Genomic DNA, 6,000 nt, shown 5'->3' on the forward strand with positions numbered 1-6,000 from the left:
TCATTGCGTGACCGCGGGGGGCCGGCCGGCCCCCCTGTCGGTCACTTGGCGCAGACGGACTTGTCCGCCTCGACCCGCTGGACGCCTTCGGGTGCCTGCGCGGGCGCCGTCATGGAGACCCCCGCCCCCTTGAAGTCGGCGCCGAGCGTCAGCTTCATCGGCGTCTTGGGTGCGGCGTCGGCCGTACCCATCTTCAACGCCGTCGCGGGCAGGCCCATCATGTCCGCCAGCGTCCTTGCCTGGTCGGCCTGGTTGGGTGCGTACTCCAGCTGCGTGGTGTCCACCTTGGCGGGTGCGTTGCCCAGGTTGCTGGACTTCGGCACCCCCTTGGTGTTCTGCAGCCAGTTCAGCGTGCCGGACGCGGATCCGGCCGGGCCGCCGCCGTTGTAGACGTCCACCCGGACGTCCTTGGCCTGCGCGCGGGCGCCCTGCAGCAGGGCGTCGAGCTTGGCCTTCGCATCGGCGTCGGCCGCGTCCTTCGCCGCCTGTTCCTTCTTCTCGACCTCCGTGAGGGAGACGTCCCCGCGGATCATCTGCAACAGCGGTTCGGCCTGGGCCTGGTTGACGACCACGGTGGCCTTGACCTTCTCCGCCGGATTGTCGAGCACCGGAAGTGTGGTGAAGGTGATGTTCTTGAGGTCTATGTTCTTCAACTCGCCGGCAAGTTCGGTAAGTTTCCCGATCGAACCTATCCCCGAATCCACACTGAGCGACTTCGTGGCCGCTTCCGCGAGGGAGAAGAACTTCTTCGGACTCGTCAGCGTTTCCTTGGACTTCATCTCGCGCATCATCGAACTGAGGAACTGCTGCTGCGTCTTGATGCGGTCGAGGTCGCTCTCGTTGCCGAAGGCGTGCCGGGTGCGTACGAAGGCCAGCGCCTGCTCGCCCTCCAGCCGGTGCTCGCCCGCCGTCAGCTTGAGTTTGGAGTCCCTGTCGTTCACGTCCTTGGCCACGCAGACCGGCACCCCGCCGACCGCCGTGCTCAGGTTCTTCACCGCGTTGAAGTCGGCCATCATGAAGTGGTCGACCTGGATCCCGGTGAGCTCCTTGACCGTGCGCATCGTGCAGCCCGGGTCGCGGCCCGCCTGTCCGAGGCTGGTGTTGAAGCGGGCCCCCCGCTCGCCGGGGATGTCCTTCGTGGAGCCGTCCGGCTGCTTCGTGGGGCACGTCGGCAGGTTGGTGATCAGGTCGCGCGGGATGGACAGCGCCGTGGCGTTGGACCGGTCCTTCGACACGTGGAAGAGGATCGTCGTATCGGCGTGGCCGACGCTGCCGGCGTCCCCGTACCCCTCGTTGCCCGCGCCGCTGCGTTTGTCCGTGCCGATGACCAGGATGTTGATCGGCTGGTCCTTCTTGAAACCGCCGCTGGTGCCCGCGTCGCCGATGTCGGTGACGGCGATGTTGCCGTTCAGGTGCTGGTAGTAGAGGTACCCCGCCACGGAGCCGCCGATCAGCAGCACCGCCAGGGTTCCGCCCGTGATGGTCAGGGCGCGTTTGCGACCGCCACCGCCCACTTTGCGCGAACGCCCGCCGCGCCGGCCTCCGCCGGGGGGAGGGGCGTCACCGCGGCGCGGTCCGGGGACCGCGGGGGAGGGGGCGGCGGGGGAGCGGGGAGGAACGGGGGTTCTGCGGGGCGCCGCACGGGGGGCGGACCGCTGCGACGGTGCTTGCGCAGAGGTGTCTTCCAGTCGCAGCTCGTAGTTGCCGGTGCGGGGGTTGAGTACCCACTGATCTGCGGGGTCGATCTCGTCGGCCCGCCCACGGCTTTGCGCATCCACGGTTTGCTCGAATCCTCCGTCGGTGCTTCGCGACGCGCCTCCCCCAGGCGCACGGTCAACGATCCGGCTGCTGGCGCACGGCCTCTGTGCTGGCCGGGCGCCGGATCGCTCACCTTATCCGGACAGGTTCGCCGCAAACCATGCTGGTGATGAATTCCACGCACTTACAACGGGGCAATCGCCCCAACAAGCTCGGCCCGGGCACCGGCTTTTGGGATTGCTTTACCGGCAGTCGGCCACCCCGGCCGTGGTGCCGGTGAAGGTGGGGACGGGAGTCGAGGGCTCCGCGGTTCCCGGGCTGTCGCCGGTGCTGCCCGGCGCGCTGCCCTCGGCGCTGTCCTCGGCGGGATCCGCCTTGCCGTCGCCCGCAGCCTCGTCCCGGGCCCCGTCCGGCCGCTCGGCCGGAGCGGGCGTGGCCGTGCCCTTGGGCGCGGGCGGGGCGATGGTGAGCGGCTGGTCCGCGCGCAGCCGCTGGAAGAGCTGGGTGGCGTCCGGCTGGCGCAGTTCGTCCCGGTTCGCGTCGGCTGCGTACGGCCGCCGCGGCACCGTGAGGAACTTGATCTGGTCGGTCGGGATGTCGCGTACGCCCCGGACCAGTTCGTACAGCCCGCGCAGCGAGGCCAGCCCCGGGTCGGTGGTCACCGAGGAGGTCGCCGCGTCCAGCAGCGGGTAGAGCCGGGCCGGATTGAGCAGCACCCCGTTGCTCTGCACCTTCTTGACCAGCGACCCGAGGAACGCCTGCTGGCGCTCCATCCGCTCGGTGTCGCTGCCGTTGCCCAGGCTGTGGCGGGCCCGGACGAAGCCCAGCGCCTGCTCGCCCTGCAAGGTCTGCCGGCCCGCCGGCAGCTTCAGCTTGGCCTCGGCGTCGTCCACCGGCCGGCGCAGGCAGACCTCCACCCCGCCGATGGCGTCGACCATCTTCTTGAACCCGCTGAAGTCCAGCACCATGTGGTGGTCGACCCGGATCCCGGTCATCGCCTCCACCGTGCGGATCGTGCAGGCGGTCCCGCCCCACTCGAAAGCCCAGTTGAACTGGGCGAACTGCTCGCTGGTGCGGCTCCCGTCCGCCTTCAGGCACGCGGGTATCTCCGCCATCAGGTCCCGCGGTATCGACACCGCCGTCGCGCTCTTCCGGTCCGCCGGCAGGTGCAGCAGGATCGTGGTGTCCGAGCGCTGCGTGCCCTCGTCCTGCCCGTACCGGGCGTTGCCCGCGCCGGTGCGCGAGTCCGAGCCGATCAGCAGGATGTTCTGCGCGCCGCCCGCGAGGTGGATCGGGCGTTCCTTGTCGTAGCGCCGCAGCTCGGCGGCGGCGGAGGTGTCCTCGGCGATGTTCCCGTCGAGCTTGGAGTAGATCCACCAGCCCGTGCCGGCCCCGACGACGGCCAGCAGCCCGGTCCCGAGCCCGATCCAGCGCAGCAGCCGGCGCCGCCTGCGGCCGTTCGGAGGCTTCCCGCCTCCGGCCGCATCGGTGCCGCCCGGTATGCCTGCGCTGTCCGACACTCGCGTTCCGTCCCCTCACCCGAACCGGTACGGGCCGTACGGGTGAGTACGGCCTGTGCCGATCCTGCCCCCGGGTGATCGGTGCGGCCCGGGGGCACGGCCCCGTATAGGGCCATGTGGGTGACAAATAGCCCAGATCCGGCATTGGGCGGTCCGGGTGACGGCGGGGTCAGGCCGTGTGGGTGACCCGCTCGCTCTCGATCCGCTGCGCCAGCGCCCCCTCCGTCAGCCCCTCGGCATTGCGGCACAGCACCACGGAGCCGCCCGTGGCCAGGGCCGCGTAGAGCCCGGCGGAGAGACCCTCCCAGCTGTCGTAGCCCTGCCGGGACAGCACCCGGGCGCCCTCGCCGAAGCCGAGCTTCGCCGCGTCCTCGCGGGCCCGCTCGCAGATCCGTGCGTACGAGAGCTCCTCGCCGCCGACCACCAGGCCCGGGCCGTCCGCGTCCACGGGCTGGAAGGGCGCGAAGCGGTCGCCCTGCCCCGGCACCTCCACCGCGTAGTCGGCGAACCCGGCCGGCGGCTGCGGGAAGCGCCCGCCCAGCGGCCGCAGCGCGAGCGCCACCCGCTCGCCGGAGCACACGGCGGCCTCCTCCAGGGTGTCCGGCCCGCTCACCACCAGATCGGCATCGCCCGGATCCCCGCCCACCTCCGCCACGACCCCGACGGAGGCACAGGCGAGCAGCCACACGGCGCTCTGCCAGTGCGCGGGGAGCAGCAGGGCGAGCCGGTCGCCGGGCTCGGCGCCCAGGTCGCCCTGGAGCAGATTGGCGGTCTTGGCCACCCAATTGGCGAAGGTGGCGACGGACAATTCGACGCGCTCGCCCGTGGCGTCGTCGTAGAAGGTGACGAGCGGGCGGCCGGGATCGGCGGCGAGCGCGGATCGCAGCAGGTCGGCAGGGGTGCGGTCAGTGGCGTTCACGGACCAGAGCCTACGCGGGACGGCCCGCGCCCCTCCTCCGTACGGCCGCAGCACGATCCCCCGTACGGGGGAGGGGTATCGGTGCCGGGGTCGGACGGTACGTCAGTTCTCGGATGGCGCGGGCCTGCGGCAGTCCACACCATCCTTTTCATGCGTGCATTCCTTGCTTCCTCGATCGGCGTCGCGACGGCTGCCGCACTGGCCCTGCCGCTCGCGCTTCCCTCCACGGCCCTCGCACACCCGGCGACGACGCGGCAATCGGCCGGGGCGGTCCCGGCAGCCCCCGCGGCCCCAGTGGCCCCCGCCGGATCCACCCAGTCCCTGCCGCTCGTCCCCGTGGGACCCGCGGCGGACCGCACCCCCGGCGTGCCCGGCATGAGCACCTCGCCCCGGCTGCCCGAGACGCAGGGCCTGTCGGAGCGCGACGTCAAGACCTTCTCGCTGGTCGGCGTCGTCTGGGACGACGCGAGCACCCCGCTCGGCGGCCGCGTCCAGGTCCGCACCCGCTCCGTGGCCACCTCGGCCTGGTCCGACTGGCAGGACGTCGACACCCACAACAGCGAACACGCCGCCGACCCCGGCACGGCGGAACGCGGCACCGGCCGCGTCCGCGGCAGCACCGCCCCCCTGTGGGTCGGGGAGTCCGACGGCATCGAGGTCCGGGTCCAGGCCGAAACGGGCGGCCACGTGGTGAGCAGCGGGCTCCCGACGGGCCTGCGCATCGAGCTGGTGGACCCGGGAGCCACGCCCGGCGCCCCGTCGGACGCGAAGAACGGCACCGCGGAGGCCCCGCCCGTCCTCGACGACGACAAGGGCGAGCTGGCCCTCCTCCCCGGCATGACGATGGAAGCGGCGGAGTCCTCCTCCGCCAACATCCCGATGGCCCCCCTGGGAGCCAAGGAGATCCCCGCCCTCAACAAGGCCGACTCCACCGCCGACGCCGTCCTCGCCGACGAGGCCCTCGCGGCCGCCCCGTACATCGGCCCGCGCCCGAAGATCGTCACCCGGCTGGGATGGGGCGCGGACGAGAGCCTGCGCGAGAAGGGCTTCGTCTACACGAACACGGTCAAGGCCGCCTTCGTCCACCACACCGCCTCGGGCAACAACTACGCCTGCAAGGACGCCCCGGCCGTCCTGCGCAGCCTGTACCGCTACCACGTGGTCAGCAGCGGCTGGCGGGACATCGGCTACAACTTCGCCGTCGACAAGTGCGGCACGATCTACGAGGGCCGGGCGGGCGGAGTCGCCAAGGCGGTGCTCGGCGCGCACACCATGGGGTTCAACACGGACAGCATGGGCGTCGCCGTCATCGGCACCTTCACCTCGACGGCCACCCCCAAGCCCGCCGTCGACGCGGTGGCCCGCCTCACCGCCTGGAAGCTGGGCCTCTTCGGAGCGGACCCCCGCGCGAAGACCACCCTCCGCTCGGGCGGCGGCAACCTCTACGCGAAGGGCAGCAACGTCCGCCTGAACGTCATCTCGGGCCACCGCGACGGCTTCGCCACGGAATGCCCCGGCCGCCTCCTCTACAACGCCCTCCCCCCCACCCGAACCGCCTCAGCCAAACTCCAGGGCCGCCCGTAGCCCAGCCCTGGCGGCCACCGCTGCGCGGGCCCCTCCTTGACGCGTCGCTCGCACCGCTCGGCCCTTGCGGGCCTCCCGGGCTTCGCGTCGCTGCGCCGGACTCCGTCCGGCGGTGGTCGGTCGGGGCTGTCGCCCCTGCCGTCCGGCGCGGGTGCGGGTGGGCGGGTGCGGCTGGGTCGGCCCTGCGGGGCGAGGTCCCCTACCCGCCCTTCGCCCGTT

At 72.1% G+C, this 6,000-nt stretch carries 4 protein-coding genes; 1 reads left to right on the forward strand and 3 read right to left on the reverse strand.

Annotated features, from left to right (window positions below):
• Positions 1 to 41: 41 nt before the first annotated feature.
• The 3 genes from ACZ60J_RS19165 to ACZ60J_RS19175 form a co-directional block, all read right to left on the reverse strand.
• Complete coding sequence (locus tag ACZ60J_RS19165) at positions 42 to 1,778, reverse strand: LCP family protein (RefSeq protein ID WP_469683236.1); 1,737 nt, start codon at positions 1,776 to 1,778, stop codon at positions 42 to 44.
• Positions 1,779 to 2,000: 222 nt separating this feature from the next.
• Positions 2,001 to 3,278, reverse strand: a complete 1,278-nt coding sequence (locus ACZ60J_RS19170; RefSeq protein WP_469683237.1) for an LCP family protein — start codon at positions 3,276 to 3,278, stop codon at positions 2,001 to 2,003.
• A gap of 169 nt (positions 3,279 to 3,447) precedes the next feature.
• Positions 3,448 to 4,197 carry a TIGR03089 family protein gene (locus ACZ60J_RS19175; RefSeq protein WP_469683239.1) on the reverse strand — a complete coding sequence of 250 codons (750 nt, stop codon included), beginning with the start codon at positions 4,195 to 4,197 and terminating at the stop codon, positions 3,448 to 3,450.
• 150 nt (positions 4,198 to 4,347) lie between these two features.
• Between ACZ60J_RS19175 and ACZ60J_RS19180 the strand changes: the two genes are divergently transcribed.
• Positions 4,348 to 5,781: a peptidoglycan recognition protein family protein gene (locus ACZ60J_RS19180; protein WP_469683240.1), complete on the forward strand. Its 1,434-nt coding sequence runs from the start codon at positions 4,348 to 4,350 to the stop codon at positions 5,779 to 5,781.
• Positions 5,782 to 6,000: the final 219 nt, after the last annotated feature.

The organism is Streptomyces sp. NPDC104226, assembly GCF_055584085.1.

Coding starts and splice junctions, on each gene's coding strand:
- ACZ60J_RS19180 (WP_469683240.1), top strand. CDS start 4,348: ATGCGTGCATTCCTTGCTTCCTCGATCGGCGTCGCGACGGCTGCCGCA.